Here is a 21,227-nt window from a genome sequence, read left to right on the forward strand (position 1 = left end):
GTCCGGCGCGCGATGCGCGCTCAGAGGATCTCGCGCAGCATGCGCGCGACGCCGTTCTGCCACGGCGGCAGCACCAGCCCGAAGGCGGCCTGCAGCTTCGAGGTGTCGAGGCGCGAGTTGTGCGGCCGGGTGGCCGGCGTGGGAAAGGCGCTGGTCGGCACGGCCTCGACCTGCTGCGGCCCGGCCTTGAGCTCGACACCGGCCTGCTGCGCGAGTTCGAGCACGTAGCGCGCATAACCGTACCAGGTGGTCTCGCCGCCCGCGATCGCGTGATAGAGCCCGGCCTTGGACGGGTCCTGCAAGGTGGCGCGAATGGCATGGGCCGTGATGTCGGCCAGCAGCTCGGCACCGGTGGGGGCGCCGAACTGGTCGTCGATGACGGTCAGCTTGTCGCGTTCCCTGGCCAGCCGCAGCATGGTCTTGGCGAAGTTGCCGCCGCGCGCCGCATAGACCCAGCTGGTGCGAAAGATCAGGTGCTTCGCGCAGTGCCGCGCCACCAGTTGCTCGCCCTCGAGCTTGGTGCGGCCGTAGACGCTCAGCGGGCCGGTCGCGTCGGTTTCCTTCCAGGGCGCGGTGCCGCTGCCGTCGAAGACATAGTCGGTCGAGTAGTGGACCATCAGCGCGCCGATCTCCTGCGCGGCCTGCGCCACCACGCCGGGCGAGGTGGCGTTGAGCTTGCGCGCGAACTCCGGTTCGCTCTCGGCCTTGTCGACGGCGGTGTGGGCGGCGGCATTGACGATCACGTCGGGGCGCACCTGCCGCACGGTGTCGGCCAGCCGTTCGGGCCGGCTGAAGTCGGCGTGGAAGTCGGTGCTGTCGAAATCGAGCGCGACCAGTTCGCCCAGCGGCGCGAGGCTGCGCTGCAGTTCCCAGCCGACCTGTCCGCCCTTGCCCAGCAGCAGCAGCTTCATGCGGAGGCCTTCGCGTCGTACTGCTTCTCGACCCAGGCGCGGTAGGCGCCGCTTTGCACGTTGCGCACCCAGTCGCCGTTGGCGAGGTACCACTCGACCGTCTTGCGGATGCCGGTGTCGAAGGTCTCGGCCGGCTTCCAGCCGAGCTCGCGCTCGAGCTTGCGCGCGTCGATGGCGTAGCGGCGGTCATGGCCGGGGCGGTCGGTGACGTAGCTGATCTGCTCGGCATAGCCCTTGCCGTCGGCACGCGGACGCAACTCGTCGAGCAGCGCGCACACGGTCTGCACGATCTCGATGTTCGGCTTCTCGTTCCAGCCGCCCACGTTGTAGGTCTCGCCGAGCCGGCCGGCCTCGAGCACGCGGCGGATCGCGCTGCAGTGGTCCTTGACGTAGAGCCAATCGCGCACCTGCATGCCGTCGCCATACACGGGCAGCGGCTTGCCGGCCAGCGCGTTGACGATCATCAGCGGGATCAGCTTCTCGGGGAAATGGAAGGGGCCGTAGTTGTTCGAGCAGTTGGTGGTGAGCACCGGCAGGCCGTAGGTGTGGTGCCAGGCGCGCACGAGGTGGTCGCTCGCGGCCTTGCTGGCCGAGTAGGGGCTGTTGGGCTCGTACTTGTTCTCCTCGGTGAAGGCCGGGTCGGTCTTCGAGAGCGAGCCGTAGACCTCGTCGGTCGACACGTGCAGGAAGCGGAAGGCCGCCTTCGGGTCGGCCGGCAGCGCGTTCCAGTAACCCCGCACCGACTCGAGCAGGCGGAAGGTGCCGAGCACGTTGGTCTGCACGAAATCCTCGGGGCCGTGAATCGAGCGGTCCACGTGCGACTCGGCCGCGAAATTGACCACCGCGCGCGGCTTGTGCTCGGCCAGCAGGCGGTCGAGCAGCGCGCTGTCGCCGATGTCGCCCTGCACGAAGACATGGCGCGGATCGTCCTTGAGCGAGGCCAGGGTCTCGAGATTGCCGGCGTAGGTGAGCTTGTCGAGGTTCACGACCGGTTCGTCGCCTTGCGCGATCCAGTCGAGGACGAAATTGGCGCCGATGAAGCCGGCGCCGCCGGTAACCAGGATCATGGAGTCCCCTGTGCTGTGTGATTGCTGAGTCGCGTGGTCGAAGCCCGCAGCCGCGCGGGCGCGGCCGGGCATGGATTATCCCACCCGTGCGCAAGGCCGAATCCCGGGGTTGGCCGGTGCGCAGGGCCCGCCTACAATCGCCACCCATTGCAGGAGAGCGGGCCGCATGCATCGCGCAGGCAGCCCCACCGAAGGCGCAAACTCCCATAAACGCTCAGGTCGGCTCCACGCTTCGCGCGGGGCCTGTACTGCAACCACTGAAACGCCGTCTGGAGAGCCAGCACATCGCCCATCGCGGCCGTGCTGCGCCGAAGGAGCAAGTCCGCTGCGAGGTGCAGCGGATGAAACTCTCAGGTACCGAGGACAGGGGGAGCGGCAATTGGACGGCCGTCCGGTTGCGCGCTATCTATTCAGTAGCACAACCTTCACGCCGTTCAAGCGCTTCGACCTCGAAAGGTACTTGAAATGCGCGTGATCGTATTGGGCGCCGGCCTGCTCGGCGTGACCTCGGCCTACTACCTCCAGCAACTCGGCCACGACGTGACCGTGATCGACCGGCAGGCCACGCCGGCCGCCGAGACCAGCTTCGCCAACGGCGGCCAGATCTCGGTGAGCCATGCCGAGCCCTGGGCCAATCCCAGCGCGCCGCTCAAGGTGCTGCAGTGGCTGGGCAAGGAAGACGCCCCGCTGCTGTTTCGCATCCGCGCCGACATGCGCCAGTGGCTCTGGGGCCTGCAGTTCCTGCGCGAATGCACGCCCGCGCGCACGCGCCACAACATCGAGCAGATCGTGCGCCTGGGCACCTACAGCCGCGACACGCTGCAGCAGCTGCGCCGCGACACCGGCATCCGCTACGACGAGCGCACGCAGGGCATCCTGCACTTCTACACGACGCAAAAGGAGTTCGACGGCGCCCTCGCGCCCGCCGAGCAGATGCGCGCGCTGGGCTGCGAGCGCCAGGTGATCTCGGCCGACGAGGCCGTGAAGCTCGAGCCCGCGCTGGCCCATATCCGGCCGCAGCTCGCCGGCGCCACCTACACGGCCGAGGACGAATCGGGCGACGCCAACCGCTTCGCGCGCGAACTCGCGCGGCTCGCGGCCGAGGCGGGCGTGAAGTTCCTGATGAGCCACACCATCACCGCGCTGCGCGAGGTGGGCGGCGCGATCGACCACGTCGAGGTCACCGATGCCGAGGGCCGCTTCCAGCGCATCCGCGGCGATGCCTTCGTGATGGCCATGGGTTCGCTGAGCCCGCTGCTGGCGGCACCGCTGGGCATCCGGCTGCCGATCTATCCGGCCAAGGGCTATTCGGTCACGCTGCCGGTCAAGGACGCGAGCAAGGCCTACCAGGTCTCGCTGACCGACGACGAATACAAGCTGGTGTTCTCGCGCTACACCTCGGAGTCGGGCGACCGCATGCGCATCGCCGGCACGGCCGAGCTCAACGGCTACGACCGCGACCTCAACCGCGTGCGCTGCGAAGCCATCGTGCGCCGCGTCGAGCAGCTGTTCCCCGGCGCCGGCGACACCGCGCAAGCCCAGTTCTGGACCGGCCTGCGCCCGGCCACGCCGAGCAACGTGCCGCTGATCGGCCGCACCAAGCTCGCGAACCTCTACCTCAACACCGGCCACGGCACGCTCGGCTGGACCCACGCCTGCGGCTCGGGCAAGTCGATCGCGCGCATCGTGAGCGGGCTGGCGCCGGAGGTGGATTTCGCGTTCGCGGGGATGCCCAGGGGCGTTGCGGGCGTTGCCCAGCCCGCGCTGGGCTGAGCCTCCGAAGCAAGGCGGACGCTCAGTCGTCCGCCGTGAACACCGTCAGCACCCCCGTGTAGCCATACACGTGGTGCCGCGCGATCTCGCCCGCGGCAAAGAAGCCGACCAGCGGCACGTCGCCCAGCGCATGGCGCACGATCTGCAGCTCGGCGCCGGGCGCGCCGAAGTGCGGGCCGCCGCGGCCCGAGCAGCTCACGTAGACGGCGCCGGCGATGCGCCGCGCGGGATGCGGTGCCGCCTCGGCCTCGCCGGCGGCGACGGCGCGCGCGGTGGCCAGGGTCTGTTCCTCGGGCTCGAGCTCCTCGCGGATCTCGGCGCAGATGCGCATCAGGTCGGCGCGCGCGGCCTGGGCGTTGCGGCGGCAGAAGCTCAGGCGCATGCCGGCCTCGGCCACGTCGGCGATCGCGATGCCGCGGCGCGTGGGGTCGAGGCCGATGATGTGGCGCACCAGCACGTCGGCGCCGAGGTCGCCGGTGCGGCGGATGCCGTCGCTGCCGGCATCGACCAGGCCCACCAGGGTGGCACGCACGGCCTCGATGGCTTCCTGCGGCCGCTCGAGCGAGACCTGCAGGTCGGCCAGCAGCACGTCGAGCGCGGGTTCGCCGTCGAGCTGCAGCACCAGGTTGCCGTCGGCCTCGGTGATCTCGCGCTCGCGCGCGCTGCCCGAGCGCAGCGGCTGGCAGCCCTGCGTGACGCGCGACACCAGCCGCACGCCCTCGCCGAACACCACGCCCGACAGGCCGCCCGAGAACACGCCGCCGGCCGCGCCCTGGCCGCGGATGTTGCCGTTGCCGCCGACCGCGAACTGCAACGCGCCGCCGCGGCCCGACGAAAGGCCGCCGAACAGGTAGCCGGTGTCGGTGCGCCCGGCCATCTCGCCGATGAGCTCGGTCAGGTCGGGGGTGGCGGGATCGGCATGCACCAGCGCCGTGTGGGCCTCGAAGCCGCTCATCTCGGAGCTGGCGAGCGGCGCCACGCCCGAGAACACGCGGTACTGGTCGCTCGGCAGCGCGCAGAGCATCAGGCTCAGGCCGGGCTCGTCGAAGTACTCGGCATTGTTGGCCGACACGCCGACGCCGACGGTGCCGGCCCAGTCGGTCACCTCGGGCAGCTCGGCGCTCAGGTGGTCGAGGATCTCCTGCGCGTCGACCGCATAGTGGTCGGTGATGTAGAGCAGCCCGAGGGTGGGTGCCGAGGCGTAGTCGGGCAGCGCCATCTGCGCACGCAGCTGGGCCAGCACGAGGCCGGCCGCCATGCGCCATTGCGGATGGGTGGCGTGACCGGAGGGAAACAACTTCATCGTGCCAACCTGCTTCGTTCGATGTTCAGGACAAGGCGGCTCAGCGTCGGCCGCCCGTTCGCTTGCGGGCCGCGGGCGCCGCGGCCGGCTTCTTCGCCGCCGGTCGCTTGGCGGCCGTCGAGGCCTTGCGGGGGGTGGACTTGCGCGAGGCGCTCGCGGTTCCCATGGCCTTGCCGACGGCGTCGGCCAGCGGCTGGGTCACGGCCGGCATCTTGAGCTGGGCCGCGTCCTGCAGCGCGGTGCTCGCGATCTGCTGGAACTGCTCGGTCAGCGAACCCCACCACTTGAGCGGGTCGACCGCGCCGCCGGCGGCATCGCCCGCGGCGGACTTGGCCGAGGCCTTGGCGGCCGGCCTGGCCTTGCGGCGCGGCGGCGGTGCCTCTTCCTCCTCTTCTTCCTCCTCCGCGTCGAGTTCCTCTTCGTCCTCGAGCTCGACCTCGGGTTCGGGCGCCGCGGCTGCCGGCGCCGGGCTGACCGCCGCGGCCGCCGCATTCGCCTGCCGCGTGAACGCGCCCGCGAGGTCCTCCATGCGCACGTTCATGCCGCGCAGGGTGGACAGCGTCATCTTCTGCACCTCCAGCGCCTGAATCGTGGCCTTGAGCGCATGGCCGTTCTGCTCGAGCCAGTACTGCACCGTCTTGAGTTCCTGGATGCGCTTGTCGACCTCCTCGACGCTCATGGTGGGCGCCACCCAGCTCGCCATGCTCGGGATGCCGGGCACGGAACCGGCGCCGCTCGCGCCGGCCGCGAGGTTCTTGAGGAAGTCGAAGCCGGGTACGAACTGGCTGAAATCGAAGGGTTGGCTGGCTTTGTTCATGCGGCAGGTCTCCGGTCTGGCGGGTGTTGTGCTGCCAGCTTACTCCAAGGCAGGGCCCGCCCCGCCCGGCTCAAAGCTCGTCGCGCGTCCTGGCGAAGACCTTCCAGAAGCTCGCGTCCTGCGAGCTCGCGAAGTTGATGCGCATCAGCGTGGTGGGCGGCCGGCGGGCATGGAACAGCGAGCCCGGCGCCAGCAGGTAGCCCTGGTCGAGCATGCGCTGGGTCAGCACGTCGGTGTCGACGCCGGTGTCGACCCAGCCGAACAGCCCCGCGGGCTCGGACGCGAAGGTGCAGCCGTGCGCCAGCACCAGCTTGGCGGCGCGCGCGCGCGCGCCCTCCAGCCGGATGCGCACGCGCTCCGAATGGCGCCGCAGCTGGCCCTGGTCGATGCACCACGAGAGCGCCCGCTCGAACAGCGCGGGCGAGGTCAGGGTGGCCAGCAGCTTGGTCTCGAGCAGCCGCTCCTTGAGCGCGGGCGAGGCGGCCAGGAAGCCGATGCGCCAGTTGGGCGCGAGGATCTTCGCGAAGCCGCTGACGTAGATGGTGCGCTGCAGCCCGTCGAGCGCGCTGAGCCGGGTCGCGTGCTCGGGCGCGAGGTGGCTGTAGGTGTCGTCCTCGACGATGTGGAAGTCGTGCTCGTTGGCCAGCTTGAGCACGCGGTGCGCGCTGTTGGGCGACAGGCTGTAGCCGGTCGGGTTGTGCAGCACGCTCACGCTGACGAACAGCTTCGGGCTGTGCAGCGCGCAGTACTGCGCCATCACGTCGAGGTCGGGCCCGTCGGCGCGGCGCGGCACCGGCAGGATGCGCATGCCCAGCGCCTCGAGCCGCGCGAACTCGAGCGCCCAGCCGGGCTCCTCGACCATCACCGGATCGCCGGCGCGCAGCATGGTGCGGCTCACGATGTCCAGCGCATGGGTGGCGCCGATGGTGGTCACGATCTGGTCGGGCGCGGCCGGCACGTTGATGCCCACCAGCTTCTGCGACAGGCTGCGCCGCAGCGCCGCGTCGCCCGCGGGCTCGCCGTACTGCAGCGACAGCTCCTGCAGCATCGCGGTGCTGGTCATGCGCCGCACCGCCGTCGGCATGAACGAGGAATCGAGCCAGTCGGGCGGGAACACGCCCATGCCGGGCTGCGGCTTGTCGCTCGGGCGGTGGAACATGCTGCGGATCAGCGAGCTGGCGTCGGCCGGCGTGCGCGAGGCCATCATCTGCGTGACCATCGACAGCGCGCTGACCTGCAGCGGGTCGCCGGGCGGCTGGGCCGGGTCGCGGCCGGGATCGCGGCCCGAATCGCGCACGAAGAAGCCGCGCTGGCGCCGCGCCTCCACCAGCCCGAGCGCCAAGAGCTGGTCGTAGGCGGCCACCACGGTGTAGGGGCTCACGCCCTGCTGGCGCGCGCACTCGCGCACCGAGGGCAGCCGCGCGCCCGGCAGCAGCAGCCGGTTGCGGATGCGTTCGGCCAGGCGATCGGCCAGCTGGGCGGTCAGCGACTGGGACGAGGTTCGTGTCAGCATCGGCGTTCGATCTGTGTTGTACGCAAGCCCGATACAGATTGACTGTGTGTACGACCATCTGTACTGGAACTGTAATGGTCCAAAGTTTAGAGTGTGTGTCATGAACTGGCAAGAATTCACCGCCCTGCTGGTGCTGGCCACGGCGATGAGCTTCTCGCCCGGCCCCAACACCACGCTGTCGACCACCCTCGCGGCCAACGGCGGCCTGCCGCGCGCGATGCGCTTCGTGGTCGCGGTGCCCGTGGGCTGGACCCTGCTGCTCGCGCTGTGCGCGGCCGGCCTGGGCGCGCTGGTGATGGCGGCGCCCGCGCTGCGCTGGGCCATCAAGGCGCTGGGCATCGCCTACCTGCTGTACCTCGCGTTCAAGCTCGCCACCAGCACCACGCTGGGCCGCGCCGACGATGCCAATCTGTCGGTCGGCTTCGTGCAGGGCGTGGCGCTGCAGTTCCTCAACATCAAGGCCTGGTTGCTGGCGCTCACGCTGGTCGCCGGCTGGATCGCGGGCCAGGCCGAGCCGCTGCACCGCTTCGCGATCGTCGCGCCCGTGATGCTGGTCTACGCCTTCGCGAGCAACTTCACCTATGCGCTGGCCGGCGCGCTGCTGCGCGAATGGCTGTCGAAGGGCCAGCGCCTCGCCTGGTTCAACCGTGCGATGGCCGCCGTGCTGGTGCTCACCGCCTGGTGGATGCTGCGCGTCTAGGTCCGCCATGAAGATCAAGGACGAAACCCTCGGCATGTGGCTCGGCGTGATCGGCGTCGCGCTGTTCGCGGTCACGCTGCCGATGACGCGGCTGGCCACCGGCACGCAGGCGCAGCCGCAGCTCTCGCCGTGGTTCGTCACGCTCGGCCGGGCCGCGCTCGCGGGCCTGCTGTCGGCCGTGTTCCTGCTGGTCACGCGCTCGCCGCGGCCGGCGCCCCACCAGTGGAGGCCGCTGGGCATCGCGGTGCTCGGCAACTGCATCGGCTTTCCGCTGCTGCTGGCCTATGCGCTGCGCGTGGTCACGGCCAGCCATGCGGCGGTGGTGACGGCGCTGCTGCCGCTGGTCACGGCCGCGGTCGCGGCCTGGGTGCTGCACCAGCGCGCGCGGCTCGGCTTCTGGCTCTGCGCCATCGCGGGCAGCCTGCTGGTGGTGGTGTTCTCGCTGGTGCGCGCAAGCCAGAACGGCCACGGCTTCGGCTTCGAATGGGCCGACCTGCTGCTGGTCGGCGCCGTGATCGCCGCCTCCTTCGGCTACATCTACGGCGCGCAGGTCACGCCCGCGCTCGGCGCCGAGCGCGTGATCTGCTGGGTCTGCGTGATGGCGCTGCCGGTCACCCTGCCGGCCACGCTCGTGCTGTGGCCCGTGCAGCCGATCGCCACCGCCTCCTGGCTGGGCTTCGTCTACGTCGGCATGTTCTCGATGTGGATCGGCTTCTTCGCCTGGTACCGCGGCCTGGCCCTCGGCGGCGCGCTGCGCGTGAGCCAGACGCAGCTGCTGCAGCCCTTCCTCTCGATCCTGGTGTCGATCCCGCTCCTGGGCGAGCCGCTCGACGTGGTCACGCTGGGCTTCGCGGCCGCGGTGGTGGCCACGGTGGTGGTCGGCAAGCGGCTGTCGCAGCCGCCGGCGCCCGCCGCCCCCGCCATTCGCGGGCCCGTCGGCGCCGTGGACTGATCGCGCCCGCCGTCTTACCCTCGCATCCGCACCCCGTTCGTTCGCATCGCCCCTCACCGTCAGAAAGAAGACTCCCATGAACTGGAAACTCGCCGCCCGCGCCGCCAAGATGAACCCGTCGGTGCTGCGTGAAATCCTCAAGGTCACCGAGCGCCCCGGCATCATCAGCCTGGCCGGCGGCCTGCCCTCGCCCAAGACCTTCCCGATCCAGGCCTTCGCCGACGCCTGCGCCGAGGTGCTGCACAACGACGGCCAGGCCGCGCTGCAGTACGCCGCCAGCGAGGGCTTCGCGCCGCTGCGCCAGGCCGTGGCCGACATGCTGCCGTGGAACGTCGATCCCTCGCAGGTGCTGATCACCACGGGCTCGCAGCAGGGCCTCGACCTGGTCGCCAAGGTGCTGATCGATCCGGGCAGCAAGGTGCTGGTCGAGACCCCGACCTACCTCGGCGCGCTGCAGGCCTTCGGCCCGATGGAGCCCAACCCCGTGGGCGTGGCCAGCGACGACGACGGCGTGATCGTCGAGGACCTGGTCGCCAAGGCCAAGGATGCACGCTTCATCTACCTGCTGCCCAACTTCCAGAACCCCACCGGCCGCACCATGACCGAGGAACGGCGCGCCGCCGTGTCGGCCGCCGCCGCCGCGGCCGGCCTGCCGATCGTCGAGGACAACCCCTACGGCGAGCTCTGGTTCGACGAAGCCCCGCCGCTGCCGCTGGCCGCGCGCAACCCCGAGGGCGTGATCTACCTGGGCTCGTTCTCCAAGGTGCTGGCACCGGGCCTGCGCCTGGGCTTCCTGGTGGCGCCCAAGTCCATCTACCCGAAGCTGCTGCAGGCCAAGCAGGCGGTCGACCTGCACACGCCGATCTTCACGCAGCGCATGGTGTCGGCCGTGATGAAGGACAACTTCCTCGAGCGCCACGTGCCCACCATCCGCGCGCTCTACAAGCGCCAGCGCGATGCGATGAGCGCCGCGCTCAGGCGCGAGATGGCCGGCCTGGACGTGAAGTTCAACGCGCCCAAGGGCGGCATGTTCCTGTGGGCACGCCTGCCCGAGGGCATCGACACCGTGACCCTGCTGCCCAAGGCGGTCGAGCGCAACGTGGCCTTCGTGCCGGGCGCCCCCTTCTATGCCGGCGAAGGCGACGCGCGCACGCTGCGGCTGTCGTTCGTGACCGCGAGCGTCGAGGAGATCGACACCGCGATCGCCGCGCTGGCGCAGACCGTGCGCGAGGAGCTCGCGCTGGCCGGCGACAAGCAGCTCGCGGCCGCGCAGATCTGAGCGCGCGCAGCCACCGGAGCCTGTCTTGATCGGCCTCGCCACCCTCTCGCTGTTCCTGCTCGCGGTGCTGGCGCTGTTCCTGTCGCCGGGCCCGAACATGGCCTTCGTGCTCTCGCACGGCGTGGCCCATGGCCCGCGCGGCGGCTTCGCGGCGGCGCTCGGAATCTCGGCCGCCGACCTGGTGCACACGCTGTTCGCCGCCACCGGCGTGACCGCGCTGGTGGCCGCCTGGCCGCCGTCCTTCGACCTGCTTCGCTACGCGGGCGCGCTGTACCTGCTGTGGCTCGCCGCGCAGGCGCTGCGCAGCGGCGGCGGCCTGCGCCCGGGCGTGCAGGCGCGGCCGGCCGGCTTCGGCCGCATCGTGCGCATGGCCCTGCTGAACAACCTGGTCAATCCGAAGGCGCTGCTGTTCTTCATGGTGTTCCTGCCGCAGTTCGTCGATCCCGCGCGCGGCAGCGTGCCGCTGCAACTGGTGCAGCTCGGCATCGTGCTGTCGCTGGCGGCGCTGGGCTTCAACACCCTGCTGGGCGCCTGCAGCGGACAGGTCGGCCGCTGGCTGCAACGCCGCCCCGGCGCCGAGAAGTTCCAGCGCGGCCTGCTCGCCAGCGTGATGCTGGCGCTCGCGGTGCGCCTGCTGTTCCTCGACCGGCCCGTGCCGCGCTGAAGAGGTCCCCATGAATGTCCTGAAGATCGCGGCCTTCTCGGATGGCGAGCAAGGCGGCAATCCCGCCGGCGTCGTCATCGCCGAGGCCCTGCCACCCGAGGCGCAGATGCAGCGCATCGCCGCCGACGTGGGCTTCTCCGAGACCGCCTTCGCCGCGCGCACCGGCGACGGCTGGCGCGTGCGCTACTTCGCGCCGCAGTCCGAAGTGCCGTTCTGCGGCCACGCGACGATCGCGCTCGGCGCGGCGCTCGCGCTGCAGCACGGCGACGGCGTGTTTCCGCTCACGCTGAACCAGGCGCGGATCACGGTCGAGGGCCGCCGCAACGGCGCCACCGTCGAGGCCGCGCTGCAATCGCCGCCCACGCGCAGCGCCGCCGCCGTGCCGGCCCTGCTGTCGGCCGCGCTGGCGTTGTTCGGCCTCGACGCGGCCGCGCTCGATGCGCGCATTCCGCCGGCCGTCGCCCATGCGGGCGCCGATCACCTGGTGCTGGCGCTCGGGAGCCGCGCGGCGCTGGCGGCGATGCGCTACGAGCTCGAGGCCGGCCGCGCGCTGATGGCCCGCTTCGATCTCACGACCATCGTGCTGCTGCATGCCGAGAGCGCGCAGCGCTTCCACACGCGCAATCCCTTCGCTTCGGGCGGCGTCTACGAAGACCCCGCGACCGGCGCCGCCACCGCAGCGCTGGCGGGCTACCTGCGCGATCTCGGCTGGCCGCACGGCGGCGCGATCGACGTGGTGCAGGGCGAGGACATGGGCATGCTGTCGCGCCTGCACGCCGGCATCCCGGCCGCGCCCGGCAGCTCGATCCGCGTCTCGGGCACCGCGCGCATCATGCGGGACTGACCCGAACACGAACCCCCAAACATCAAGGAAAGACGACGACATGCTCAACATCTGGGGCCGCATCAGCTCGATCAACGTGCGCAAGGTGGTGTGGTGCGCGCAGGAACTCGGGCTGGACTTCCAGCGCACCGAGGCCGGCGGCCGCTTCGGCGTGGTGCAGACCGAGGAATACCTGGCACTGAATCCCAACGCCATGGTGCCCACCATCGACGACGGCGAGGGCGCGGAGCGCGTGGTGCTCTGGGAATCGAACGTGATCGTGCGCTACCTCTGCGCCAAGTACTCGCACGGTGCCTTCTACCCGGCCGACCTGCCCGCGCGCTTCGACGCCGAGCGCTGGATGGACTGGCAGCAGACCACCCTCAACCGCGCGAGCCGCGATGCCTTCGTGCAATGGGTGCGCACGCCGCCGGCCGAACGCCAGCCGGCGCTGATCGAGGCCTCGGTGCGCGAGAGCGAGGCGCTGTTCGGCCTGCTCGACGCCCACCTCGCGCGCCACCCCTACATCGCCGGCGAGCGCTTCACCATGGCCGACATCCCGATCGGCTGCGAGGCGCACCGCTGGTTCAACCTGCCGGCCGCCGAGTACCGCCGGCCCGGCTGGCCGAATGTCGAGCGCTGGTTCAACGACCTGCTCCTCCGTCCGGGCGCGCGCGGCGTGCTCGATCTCCCTCTCGAGTAAGAAATGAAATCCCGCCCGTTCAAGCAAGTCGACGTCTTCACCGCCCATCCCTACTTCGGCAATCCGCTGGCCGTGGTGATCGATGGCAGCGAGCTCGACGATGCGGCCATGCAGCGCTTCGCGCAGTGGACCAACCTGTCCGAGACCACCTTCCTGCTGCCGCCCACCGATCCCGCGGCCGATTACCGGGTGCGCATCTTCACGCCTGGCGGCGAGCTGCCGTTCGCGGGCCATCCCACCATCGGCAGCTGCCATGCCTGGCTGCAGGCCGGCGGCCAACCCAAGGCCTCCGGCCAGGTGGTGCAGCAATGCGGCGCGGGCCTGGTGCCGCTGCGCCGCGAAGGCACGCGGCTGGCCTTAGCGGCGCCGCCGCTTAAGCGCAGCGCGCCGAGCCCCGCGCTGCTGGCCAAGGTGGCCGGCGCGCTGGGCCTGAAGGCGCAGCAGGTGATCGCCGCGCAGGTGCTCGACAACGGCCCGGTCTGGTTCGGCCTGCTGCTCGAGGATGCCGACGCCGTGCTCGCGCTCGCGCCCGACCATCGCGCGCTGAAGGAACTGGGCGTGAAGGCCGGCGTGGCCGGCGTGCCCACGGTGCACGACACCTCGCTCTTGATCGGCCGCTCGAACCGCGAGGCGCGCGCCTTCGGCAACCGCCCCGCCGTGCCGCTGGACGACGGCGCGAAGATCGACCTTGAGGTGCGCGCCTTCGCCGAGCCGGTCGGCGTGCAGGAAGACCCGGTCACCGGCAGCCTCAACGCCAGCCTGGCCGAATGGCTGATCGCCGACGGCCACATGCCCGCGCGCTACCTGGCCGCGCAGGGCCAGTGCCTGGGCCGCGCGGGCCGCGTCCACATCGAGCGCGACGCCGAAGGCCGGATCTGGGTCGGCGGCGATGCCGTGACCTGCATCGACGGCAACGTCACGCTCTGAACCCGGAAGACCGCGCCATGCACGCCGAAGTCGACCACCTCGTGATCGCCGCCGCCTCGCTGGCCGAGGGCGTGGCCTGGTGCGAGGCCACGCTGGGCGTGGTGCCCGCGCCCGGCGGCGCGCATCCGCTGATGGGCACCCACAACCGGCTGCTGAAGGTCGCGAGCGAGACCTTTCCGCGCGCCTATGCCGAGATCATCGCGATCGAGCCGGGCAAGACGCCATCGCGCCCGAACACGCGCCGCTGGTTCGATCTCGACGATGCCGAGCTGCAGGCCGGGCTCGCTCGGCACGGCCCGCGGCTGATCCACTTCGTGGCGCGCGTGCCCGATGCGCGCGCCGCCATCCAGGCCCTGGCGCGCGAGGAGCATGCGCACATCGACCGCGGCCACCTGCTCGAGGCCTCGCGCGACACCGCGGCCGGCCGGCTCGAATGGCAGATCGCGGTGCGCGACGACGGCCAGCGGCTGTTCTACGGCGCGCTGCCCACGCTGATCCAGTGGGGCCCGGTGCATCCGGTCGATGCCATGCCGGCCTCGGGCCTCGCATTGCGCTCGCTGCATGCCACGCATCCGCGCGCGCCGGCGCTGTCGGCCGCGCTCTCGGCCATCGGCCTGCGCGCGCTGCAGGTCGAGGCCGGCCCACCGAACCTCGTGGCCGTGCTCGACACGCCGCGCGGCCCCGTCACCCTGGAATCCCGAGGACTCTGACATGCTGACCCTGACCGAAATCGCCTGGTTCGCGCTCGCCTCGCTGCTGCTCGCGCTCACGCCCGGGCCGAACATGATCTATTGCGTCTCGCGCACCCTGATCCAGGGCCGCCGCGCCGGGCTGATCTCGCTGGGCGGCGTGCTGATGGCCTTCCTGGTGCACCTGTGCGCCGCCGCGCTCGGGCTCACGGCGCTGCTGCTCGCGGTGCCGCTGGCCTTCGACGCGATCCGCTTCGCGGGCGCGGCCTACCTGCTGTGGCTCGCATGGCAGGCGGTGCGCCCCGGCGGCGCGGCGCCCTTCGAGGCCCGCGCGCTGCCGGCCGACCCGCCGGGCAAGCTGTTCCGCATGGGCTTCCTCACCAACCTGCTGAACCCGAAGGTGGCGATGTTCTACCTCTCGTTCTTTCCGCAGTTCATCCATCCCGAGCGCGGCTCGGTGCTGCTGCAGAGCCTGCAGCTCGGCGCCGCGCAGATGGCCAGCAGCGCCGTGGTCAACACGGCGATGATCGTCGGCGCCGCGAGCATCACGGCCGTGCTGTCGAAGAGCGAAGGCTGGCTGCGCGCGCAGCGCTACGTGATGGGCAGCGTGCTCGCCGCGCTGGCGGTGCGTGTCGCATTGACCGAAAGAAAGTGACCCCCATGCGATTCACCCGCGAAGAAATGGAAGCCGCGCTCGCCACCGTGCACGCGGCGATGCCGCCCACGCCGCAGTACGCCTGGCCGCTGCTCGAACGGCGCCTGGGCGCGAAGCTCTGGGCCAAGCACGAGAACCACACGCCGGTCGGCGCCTTCAAGATCCGCGGCGGCCTGACCTACTTCGAGACGCTGGCACGCGAGCGGCCCGAGGCGCGCCACGTGATCAGCGCCACGCGCGGCAACCACGGCCAGTCGCTCGGCTTCGCGGCGCGCCGGCACGGCCTGGCCGCGACCATCGTGGTGCCGCACGGCAACTCGGTCGAGAAAAACGCCGCGATGCGCGCGCTCGGCGTCGAACTGGTCGAGCACGGCGAGGACTTCCAGGCCGCGTCCGAGCATGCGGCCGTGCTGGCCGAGCGCGACGGCTTGCACCGCGTGCCCTCGTTCCACCGCGAGCTGGTGCGCGGCGTGTCGACCGCCTACGTCGAGTTCTTCGAGGCGCTGAAGCACGCGCCGCCCGACGTGCTGTTCGTGCCCATCGGCCTGGGCTCGGGCTTCGCGGGCGCGGCAGCGGCGCGCGCGCACTGCGGCGTCGCCACCAAGATCGTCGGCGTGGTGTCGGCCCATGCCACCGCCTACCTCGATTCGCTCCGCGCGCGCAGTCCTGTCGAGTCGCCGGTGAGCACGCGCCTGGCCGACGGCATGGCCTGCCGCGTGCCCGTGCCCGAGTCGCTCGAGGTGCTGCTGCGCGAGGCCGACGACGTGATCGCGGTCAGCGACGAGGAGGTCGGCGAGGCGATGCGCATCCTCTTCAGCGACACCCACAACGTGGCCGAGGGCGCGGGCGCCGCCGCGCTCGCGGGCGCGCTTCAGCAGCGCGAACGCTGGCGCGGCAAGACGGTGGGCATCAGCCTGACGGGCGGCAACGTCGACTCGGGCATGTTCGCCGAGGTGCTGGCGAAGGCCTGAGCGGCCCCCGCTCTTCTCTCGCTCTTTTTCAGGGCAGCGGGCCGGTGTTCGCGGTGCTCAGCGGCAGGCGCGACACCTCGGCCAGCAGCAGCGCGAGCTGCGCCGCCGCGGCATCGACGACCGCCTGGCCCGCCGACGCCGTGGCCGCCGCCGCATTGCCCGCCGCGCCCTGCGCGTTGTAGTCCTCGATCGCCCAGCCGAGCTTCGCGCTCCTGCCGTTGCCGAGGATCGCGTAATCGGCCGCGCGCTGCTCGGAGCTGGAGCGGAAATCCTGTGCCGCGTCCATGCGCACCAGCTGCGGCGCGAGCGCCAGCATCATCGAGGTCTCGATCTCGCCCGCATGCACGCCGAAGCGGTGTTCGTGCGCGCTGAATCGGGCGCCCGCCTCGCCCAGCGGCAGGTTGAACCAGCTCGCGGAATAGACGATCAGCCCGTGCGCGGCGCGCAGCTCGCGCGCCACGATGTCCATCGCGCCCACGTGGCCGCCATGCGCGTTGAACAGCACCAGCTTCTTCACCCCGGCGCGCGCCACCCCGGCGCCGATCTCGCTCCACATGCGGATCAGCGTCTCGGACGACAGCGTGAGCGTGCCCGCGAAGCGCGCGTGCTCGGGGCTCAGTCCGATCTGCTGGGTCGGCAGGAACAGCACCGGCAGCTCGGCCGGCAGCAGCGGCAGCGCCGCCGCGACGATGCCGTCGGCCAGCACCGTGTCGACCCCGAGCGGCAGGTGCGGCCCATGCTGCTCGGTGGCGCCCAGCGGCAGCACCGCCACCGTGGCTGCCACATCGAGCGCGGCGAAGTCGCGCGTGGACAGCTGTGACCAGAAGCGGGGCAGGGATACCGTGGGAGCGTTCATCCGGCGATCTTAGAGCGGTGATTCAATCCACGCGACTTCGCCAACCAACCCAAGGACACCTTCATGGATCTCGAACTCCAGGACCGCCACGTACTCATCACCGGCGGCAGCAAGGGCATCGGCCTGGCCTGCGCGCTCGGTTTCCTGCGCGAAGGCGCGAAGGTGAGCCTGGTGTCGCGCGATCCGGCCAACCTGGAGCAGGGCCGCAAGGAGCTGCTCGCGGCCCACGCGCAGGCCGAGGGCCGTGTCTCGCTGCATGCCGCCGACCTCAAGGACCCGACGGCCGCCCTGGCCGCCCTCGACGCCGCCGAGCAGGCCTTCGGCCCCGTCGACGTGCTCGTCAACTCGGCCGGCGCCGCGCGCCGCACCCCGCCCGACGACCTCACGCCCACCGCCTGGCACGACGCGATGGACGCGAAGTACTTCAGCTACATCCACATGATCGACCCGGTGGTCAAGCGCATGGGGCAGCGCGGCAGAGGGGCCATCGTCAATGTCATCGGGCAGGGCGGCAAGGTCGCGAGTCCCGTGCACATGGCCGGTGGTGCCGCCAATGCGGCGCTGATGCTGGTCAGTGCCGGGATGGCTGCGGCTTATGCCGCCAAGGGGGTGCGCGTGAATGCGGTGAATCCTGGACTCACGCTGACTGCGCGGCTGGCCGAAGGGATGAAGGCTGATGCGAAGCTGCAGGGCATCGATACCGACGAGGCGCTGAAGCGGGCCACCGCTCGGCTGCCGCTGGGGCGCATTGCTACGCCGGAAGAAGTCGCGAATACGGTGCTGTTTCTGGCTTCGGGGAAGGCCAGTTATGTGACGGGGGCGATCGTGGCGATGGATGGGGCGGTTACGCCGATGATTTGAATTGCGGTTGGCGGGCTGGTGTCTTTTTTGTTGAGGCTGTTGGCCGGGTCTCGCCCCGGCGGGCGAGTCACTTTCTCTTGTCTCGCCAAGAGAAAGTAACCAAAGAGAAGGCGACCCCACTGTCTGTGTCCCTCCGCTTCGCTACGGGCAACCTGCGGTGCTCGGAGAAAGCGGGGGTCCGCAGAACTCGCTTCGCTCAAACAGCTGCGGCCCTGATCCCGCTTTCTCCTGCGCTCCTCGGCACAGCCAGAGGGGACTAGGGTCAACGCGCCGTGGCGCGTCCTTGTGTGGGGTGGGGGAATGCAAAGGTCCGGGGTCTTCTTCCACCGGGGCCGAGCAAAGCGAAGGCCCGTTGGGTCTTTGTGGCCGAGCGCAGCGATGGCCCGAGCCACTCCCCTCTGGCTGCGCCGAGGAGCGCAGCGTTTCGCGGATCAGGGCTCGCAGCTGTTTGAGCGAAGCGAGTTCTGCGAGACCCCGCGAAACGCGAGCACCGCAGGTTGCCCGGAGCGAAGCGGAGGGTCGCAGACAGTGGGGTCGCCTTCTTTTGCTTGGCGGTCTCAAACTCCAAGTGCAACACCGTCTGGAAACTGCGCATTGTGGTCGAGGCAGTCCTGGAAGAAGGCCTCCGCGGGCGTCCTCCAATCGAGCGTGTTGCGCGGGCGGGTGTTGAGCTCCCAGGCAATGGCATCGAGCTGGCGCTGGCTGTAGACGCTCAGGTCGGTGCCTTTAGGCAGGTACTGCCTGATCAGGCCATTGATGTTCTCGTTGCGCCCCCGCTGCCACGGGCTGTGGGGATCGGCAAAGTAAATGGTCAGCCCCGTGCTCTCGGCCAGCCGCTTGTGCAGCGCCATCTCCTTGCCTTGGTCGTACGTCAGGCTCTTGCGAAGCGCTTCGTCCAGCGGGCCAAATGCTGTTTCGAAGCCTCTGAAGACATCCAGCGCCGTCGCACCATCGACCTTCACGATCATCACGAAGCAGGTTCTTCGGCACACCAAGGTGCCCACGCATGACTGATTGCGTGCCCCTTTGATCAGGTCACCTTCCCAATGCCCTGGCACCAGCCGGTCGGTCACTTCGGGCGGACGTACGTGGATGCTGAGCATGTCCGCCAACTTGCCGCGTTGCTCTGCATTGCGGCTGTGAGGCCGGCGCGCCCCACGCGCCTGACGCAGCAGCGACGTCAACTCCTTGCGCAGTTCCCCCTTGGGGCGAGCGTAAATGGCGGTGTAGATCGTTTCGTGCGAGGCTTGCATATCGGCGCGTGCGGGCTGTTCGCGCTTGAGGATAGTGGCGATCTGTTGGGGCGACCAGCGCCTTCCCAATAGCTCGATCGTGCGTGACCACAACGCAGTGTGCGGGCGAAGCTTGCGCGCGCGGCGGGCACGTCGTCTCATTCGCAGTGCTCGCTTGCCAGCAGATGCCGCGTCATAGCCAGGAACACGTCGCGGACGCCCCCACACCACTTCACCCTCGGCATGGTGGCCGTTGCGCCGCAACTCTCGGGTGATGGTGCTTGGCGCCCGGTTCAGCATCCGGCCAATCGACCTGGCACTACCGCCTTGCAGGCTCATCGCCATGATCACCCCTCGCTCTTCTGCTCTCAAATGCTCGTAACCGCTTGGCATACATCACTCTCCTGAGGGTTGAAGAGTGTTGCACTTGATATTTGAGACCGCCCTTACTTTTCTTGGCGAGACAAGAAAAGTGAGTCGCCCGCCGGGGCGAGTCCCGGCCAACAGCCTAAGCAGAGAACACATCCCGCCCCAACCCCTCGAACTTCAGCGCCAAAAAATCGACCAAGGCCCGAACCCGAGCCGCAACAAACCGCCCACTAGGCAACAACGCATGCAACGGATAAGGCTCCGTCTCCCAATCCGTCATCAGATGCACAAGCCGCCCCGCCTCGATATCGCCACGCACATCGAGCGCCGACTTCAAGGTCACCCCATACCCCGCCACCGCCCATTCGCGCGCCAGCGAAGCATCGTCCACGCTGCGGTTCCCATCGACCCGCACCTCCGTCCACTGCCCGTTCTGCGCAAATCGCCAGACCCGATGCAGCCGCCCCCCGCGGTTGAAGATCAGGCAGTTGTGATGCACCAGGTCCTGCGGCACCTTCGGCGCCGGATGCCGCCGCAGGTAGTCGGGCGAGGCGGTCAACAAGGGGTTGGTCATCGCGAACGGCCGCGCCACCAGCCGCGAATCGGCCAGCGCGCCGTAGCGCAGCGCCACGTCGACCTCGTCGCGCATCACGTCCAGCGGCCGGTCGCCGACCGACAGCGACAGCTGCACGCCCGTGTGCAGCGCGAGGAACTCGTCGAACCAGGGCAAGAGGGTGCTGCGCGTGAGGTCCGAGGGCGCGGCCACGCGCAGCGTGCCGACCAGCTCGCCGCGGTCGGCCGTGACCAGCGATTCGCCCTCGGCCAGCAGCTCGAAGGCGCGCACCGCGTAGTCGAGCAGGGTCTGGCCCTGCGGCGTGAGGCGCATGGCGCGCGTGGAGCGCTCGAACAGGCGCGCGCCGAGCTGCGTCTCGAGCCGCTTGAGCGTCGCGCTGGCAGCCGCGGGCGTGATGCCCAGCGCATGGGCCGCGGCCGTCAGCGTGCCGGCGCGCGCGGTCTGCACCAGCACCCGCAGGTCCGAGGTATTTTCAATCTTCATTTGAAAGTGTTGCTCGCCTAGCCAGTCTTATCAAATCAGGATTGTCCCCCTACATTCGATCCATCTCCAGATCCGCCACAAAGGAACCGCCATGAAAGCCGTCGGCTACTACCAGCCCCTCCCCATCGACCACCCCGAAGCGCTGCAGGACATCGAGCTGCCCGCGCCCCAGCCCGGCGCGCGCGACCTGCTGGTGCGCGTGAAGGCGGTGTCGGTCAATCCGGTCGACACCAAGGTGCGCAGGAACGCCGCGCCCGAGGCCGGCCAGGCCAAGGTGCTGGGCTGGGACGCGGTCGGCACGGTCGAGGCCATCGGCGCGGGCGTGAAAGGCTTCAAGGTCGGCGACCGCGTCTACTACGCGGGATCGATCGTGCGCCCCGGCGCCAATTCGGAACTGCACGCGGTCGACGAGCGCATCGCCGCGATCGCGCCGGGCACGCTCGACGATGCCCAGGCCGCCGCGCTGCCGCTGACCACCATCACCGCCTACGAGCTGCTGTTCGACCGCCTGCGCGTGCCCAAGGGCGGCGGCGCGGGCCAGACCCTGCTGATCACCGGCGGTGCCGGCGGCGTGGGCTCGATCCTGATCCAGCTCGCGCGCCAGCTCACGCAACTGCGCGTGGTCGCCACCGCCTCGCGCGCCGAGACCCGCGCCTGGTGCCTGGAACTGGGCGCGCACCTCGTCATCGACCATTCGAAGCCGCTCGCGGCCGAACTCAAGGCGGCGGGCATCGCCGAGGTCGACATGGTCGCGAGCCTCACGCAGACCGAGCAGCACTACGCGCAGATCATCGAGAGCCTCAAGCCCCAGGGCCAGCTCGCGGTGATCGACGACATGAAGGTGCTCGACGCGATGCCGCTGAAGACCAAGAGCCTGTCGCTGCACTGGGAAATGATGTTCGCGCGCTCGCGCTTCGAGACGCCCGACATCGCCGAGCAGGGCGCGCTGCTGGCCGAGGTGGCCGCGCTGGTCGACGCCGGCCGCGTGCGCACCACCGCGAACGCGAGCTTCGGCACCATCAACGCCGCCAACCTGCGCCGCGCCCATGCGCTGATCGAAAGCGGCAAGGCCCAGGGCAAGGTGGTGCTGGCCGGGTTCTGAAAA

21 protein-coding genes and 1 riboswitch are annotated in these 21,227 nt (G+C 70.2%); of the genes, 13 read left to right on the plus strand and 8 right to left on the minus strand.

Annotated elements, in window-relative coordinates; genetic code table 11:
- Positions 1 to 20 precede the first annotated feature (20 nt).
- On the minus strand, positions 21 to 911 hold the full coding sequence (gene rfbD, locus ACEN9J_RS16300; protein ID WP_413761534.1) for a dTDP-4-dehydrorhamnose reductase: 891 nt from the start codon (positions 909 to 911) through the stop codon (positions 21 to 23).
- The gene (gene rfbB / locus ACEN9J_RS16305) at positions 908 to 1,978 is read right to left on the minus strand and encodes a dTDP-glucose 4,6-dehydratase (protein ID WP_413761535.1); all 1,071 of its coding nucleotides are present in this window, start codon (positions 1,976 to 1,978) and stop codon (positions 908 to 910) included. Before rfbB ends, rfbD begins: the two co-directional genes overlap by 4 nt.
- A gap of 259 nt (positions 1,979 to 2,237) precedes the next feature.
- A riboswitch (glycine riboswitch) is annotated at positions 2,238 to 2,355 on the plus strand.
- An 88-nt stretch (positions 2,356 to 2,443) separates the two neighbouring features.
- Here rfbB and ACEN9J_RS16310 point away from each other — a divergent pair.
- On the plus strand, positions 2,444 to 3,751 hold the full coding sequence (locus tag ACEN9J_RS16310; protein ID WP_413761536.1) for a D-amino acid dehydrogenase: 1,308 nt from the start codon (positions 2,444 to 2,446) through the stop codon (positions 3,749 to 3,751).
- A 22-nt stretch (positions 3,752 to 3,773) separates the two neighbouring features.
- Here ACEN9J_RS16310 and ACEN9J_RS16315 read toward each other — a convergent pair whose 3' ends face one another.
- The 3 genes from ACEN9J_RS16315 to ACEN9J_RS16325 form a co-directional block, all read right to left on the minus strand.
- Positions 3,774 to 5,054: an FIST N-terminal domain-containing protein gene (locus ACEN9J_RS16315; RefSeq protein WP_261214948.1), complete on the minus strand. Its 1,281-nt coding sequence runs from the start codon at positions 5,052 to 5,054 to the stop codon at positions 3,774 to 3,776.
- A 40-nt stretch (positions 5,055 to 5,094) separates the two neighbouring features.
- Positions 5,095 to 5,871, minus strand: coding sequence for a PhaM family polyhydroxyalkanoate granule multifunctional regulatory protein (locus ACEN9J_RS16320; protein ID WP_057590910.1), 777 nt, complete (start codon positions 5,869 to 5,871; stop codon positions 5,095 to 5,097).
- A gap of 70 nt (positions 5,872 to 5,941) precedes the next feature.
- Positions 5,942 to 7,384 (minus strand): PLP-dependent aminotransferase family protein, encoded by a 1,443-nt coding sequence (locus tag ACEN9J_RS16325; protein ID WP_057590909.1) that lies wholly within the window; start codon positions 7,382 to 7,384, stop codon positions 5,942 to 5,944.
- 100 nt (positions 7,385 to 7,484) lie between these two features.
- Between ACEN9J_RS16325 and ACEN9J_RS16330 the strand changes: the two genes are divergently transcribed.
- The 10 genes from ACEN9J_RS16330 to ACEN9J_RS16375 all read left to right on the plus strand — a co-directional run bounded on the left by ACEN9J_RS16330 (position 7,485) and on the right by ACEN9J_RS16375 (position 15,747).
- Positions 7,485 to 8,084 (plus strand): LysE family translocator, encoded by a 600-nt coding sequence (locus ACEN9J_RS16330; RefSeq protein WP_261214941.1) that lies wholly within the window; start codon positions 7,485 to 7,487, stop codon positions 8,082 to 8,084.
- 7 nt (positions 8,085 to 8,091) lie between these two features.
- Complete coding sequence (locus ACEN9J_RS16335) at positions 8,092 to 9,036, plus strand: DMT family transporter (protein ID WP_057590907.1); 945 nt, start codon at positions 8,092 to 8,094, stop codon at positions 9,034 to 9,036.
- Positions 9,037 to 9,112: 76 nt separating this feature from the next.
- The gene (locus ACEN9J_RS16340) at positions 9,113 to 10,315 is read left to right on the plus strand and encodes a PLP-dependent aminotransferase family protein (RefSeq protein WP_413761537.1); all 1,203 of its coding nucleotides are present in this window, start codon (positions 9,113 to 9,115) and stop codon (positions 10,313 to 10,315) included.
- 25 nt (positions 10,316 to 10,340) lie between these two features.
- A complete protein-coding gene (locus ACEN9J_RS16345) occupies positions 10,341 to 10,979 on the plus strand; it encodes a LysE family translocator (protein WP_296736204.1) in 639 nt (212 codons plus the stop codon).
- A 10-nt stretch (positions 10,980 to 10,989) separates the two neighbouring features.
- On the plus strand, positions 10,990 to 11,823 hold the full coding sequence (locus tag ACEN9J_RS16350; RefSeq protein ID WP_413761538.1) for a PhzF family phenazine biosynthesis protein: 834 nt from the start codon (positions 10,990 to 10,992) through the stop codon (positions 11,821 to 11,823).
- Between the two features lie 40 nt (positions 11,824 to 11,863).
- A complete protein-coding gene (locus ACEN9J_RS16355; RefSeq protein ID WP_057590903.1) occupies positions 11,864 to 12,505 on the plus strand; it encodes a glutathione S-transferase family protein in 642 nt (213 codons plus the stop codon).
- A 3-nt stretch (positions 12,506 to 12,508) separates the two neighbouring features.
- Complete coding sequence (locus tag ACEN9J_RS16360) at positions 12,509 to 13,432, plus strand: PhzF family phenazine biosynthesis protein (protein WP_413761539.1); 924 nt, start codon at positions 12,509 to 12,511, stop codon at positions 13,430 to 13,432.
- 17 nt (positions 13,433 to 13,449) lie between these two features.
- Positions 13,450 to 14,142: a VOC family protein gene (locus ACEN9J_RS16365; RefSeq protein ID WP_296736191.1), complete on the plus strand. Its 693-nt coding sequence runs from the start codon at positions 13,450 to 13,452 to the stop codon at positions 14,140 to 14,142.
- Between the two features lies 1 nt (position 14,143).
- Positions 14,144 to 14,776, plus strand: a complete 633-nt coding sequence (locus ACEN9J_RS16370) for a LysE family translocator (RefSeq protein ID WP_261214929.1) — start codon at positions 14,144 to 14,146, stop codon at positions 14,774 to 14,776.
- Positions 14,777 to 14,781: 5 nt separating this feature from the next.
- Positions 14,782 to 15,747: a threonine dehydratase gene (locus ACEN9J_RS16375; protein WP_413761540.1), complete on the plus strand. Its 966-nt coding sequence runs from the start codon at positions 14,782 to 14,784 to the stop codon at positions 15,745 to 15,747.
- A 28-nt stretch (positions 15,748 to 15,775) separates the two neighbouring features.
- Here the strand turns inward: ACEN9J_RS16375 and ACEN9J_RS16380 are convergent, their stop codons facing one another.
- Positions 15,776 to 16,603, minus strand: coding sequence for a creatininase family protein (locus ACEN9J_RS16380; RefSeq protein ID WP_057590898.1), 828 nt, complete (start codon positions 16,601 to 16,603; stop codon positions 15,776 to 15,778).
- Positions 16,604 to 16,666: 63 nt separating this feature from the next.
- Between ACEN9J_RS16380 and ACEN9J_RS16385 the strand changes: the two genes are divergently transcribed.
- On the plus strand, positions 16,667 to 17,464 hold the full coding sequence (locus ACEN9J_RS16385) for an SDR family oxidoreductase (RefSeq protein ID WP_413761541.1): 798 nt from the start codon (positions 16,667 to 16,669) through the stop codon (positions 17,462 to 17,464).
- Positions 17,465 to 18,021: 557 nt separating this feature from the next.
- Here the strand turns inward: ACEN9J_RS16385 and ACEN9J_RS16390 are convergent.
- Together ACEN9J_RS16390 and ACEN9J_RS16395 are read right to left on the minus strand one after the other, a co-directional pair.
- Positions 18,022 to 19,089 (minus strand): IS30 family transposase, encoded by a 1,068-nt coding sequence (locus ACEN9J_RS16390; protein ID WP_413761542.1) that lies wholly within the window; start codon positions 19,087 to 19,089, stop codon positions 18,022 to 18,024.
- 115 nt (positions 19,090 to 19,204) lie between these two features.
- Positions 19,205 to 20,122, minus strand: coding sequence for a LysR family transcriptional regulator (locus tag ACEN9J_RS16395; protein ID WP_057597833.1), 918 nt, complete (start codon positions 20,120 to 20,122; stop codon positions 19,205 to 19,207).
- A gap of 91 nt (positions 20,123 to 20,213) precedes the next feature.
- On the opposite strand from ACEN9J_RS16395, the gene ACEN9J_RS16400 reads away from it, so the two are divergent.
- Positions 20,214 to 21,224: a zinc-binding alcohol dehydrogenase family protein gene (locus ACEN9J_RS16400; RefSeq protein ID WP_413761543.1), complete on the plus strand. Its 1,011-nt coding sequence runs from the start codon at positions 20,214 to 20,216 to the stop codon at positions 21,222 to 21,224.
- The last annotated feature ends 3 nt before the right edge of the window (positions 21,225 to 21,227 follow it).

The organism is Variovorax sp. Varisp41 (assembly GCF_047325085.1).
Lineage (GTDB): Bacteria > Pseudomonadota > Gammaproteobacteria > Burkholderiales > Burkholderiaceae_C > Variovorax.